The 1010-nt window shown below is 65.0% G+C and carries 1 protein-coding gene; it reads right to left on the reverse strand.

Features of this window, described 5'->3' with window-relative positions; translation table 11 throughout:
- On the reverse strand, positions 1–1010 hold a 1010-nt coding region (locus tag ASE88_RS01165), incomplete at both ends, for an FAD-dependent oxidoreductase (protein WP_056474434.1).

The following is a 1010-nucleotide window of genomic DNA, read 5'->3' on the forward strand; positions in this document are numbered from 1 at the left end:
CAGTGCAGCGTGGGATGCCGCGCCTCGATCTCCTCGCGCAGCGCGTCGACGTTATCGCGATAGTCCTCGTCGTACACCGGATACGCCTTCTCCTGCCGCACCACCACGCCGCCGGTGACGTGCGCCGGATCGCACAAGCCCAGGATCGCCATTTCCTTCGTCGCCAGCGCGATCAGGTCGGCGTCGCTCGACGCCCACAAGCCGTCGCCTTCGAAGCAGAAATATTCGAGCCCGACGCACGCAATGTCCGGATCGGGCACCATCTCGGGGCTCCAGCTGCGGAAATTCTGGACGCGGCCCACCTTCACCTTCGAATCGTGGATGTAGATCCAGTTGTCGGGGAACAGGTCGGGCGACTTGATCATCAGCGCGACGGTCAGGAAATCGCGATACCGGAGCGCGCTCGCCTGCGGCAACGTCGTCGGCAACGGGTGCAACCGGCCCGCCAGCTCGCGCATCGGCGCGCTGCTGATCACATGGCCGGCGTCGATCGTGACGGTCGCGCCGTCGCGATCGGTCGCGGTGACGCGCCAGCGACCGGTCGAATCCTCGGCAAGCTGTTTCAGCGCATGCCCCATCAGGATCGTGTTGCCGTGCTCCAGCACCTTGTCGCGGGCGGCGTCCCACATCATTCCCGGCCCGAGCCGCGGATAGCGAAAGCTCTCGAGCAGCGTCTTGGTCTGCATGCCGTCATTGGGCCGCTTGTTGAGCCCGAGCGAGCGCTTCAGCCCGTCGAGCACCGCGCCGCCGAGGCTCAGCCCCTTGATCCGCTGCGCAGCCCAGTCCGCCGACATCGTGTCGCACGGCATGCCCCAGACCTTCTCGGTATAGGTCTTGAAGAAGATCGAATACAGCTTGTGGCCGAACTGGTTGACCACCCAGTCCTCGAAGCTGCGGACGGTGGGATTGGGGCGCAGCTTAGCCTTGGCATAGCTCGCCATGCACAAAGTCGAGCGCCAGATGCCCAGATTGCCGAGCGCCTCGAACGCGCGCAGCGGATAGCTGTAGAA

This window comes from Sphingomonas sp. Leaf38 (genome assembly GCF_001421825.1).
In the GTDB taxonomy this organism is placed as follows: Bacteria; Pseudomonadota; Alphaproteobacteria; order Sphingomonadales; family Sphingomonadaceae; genus Sphingomonas.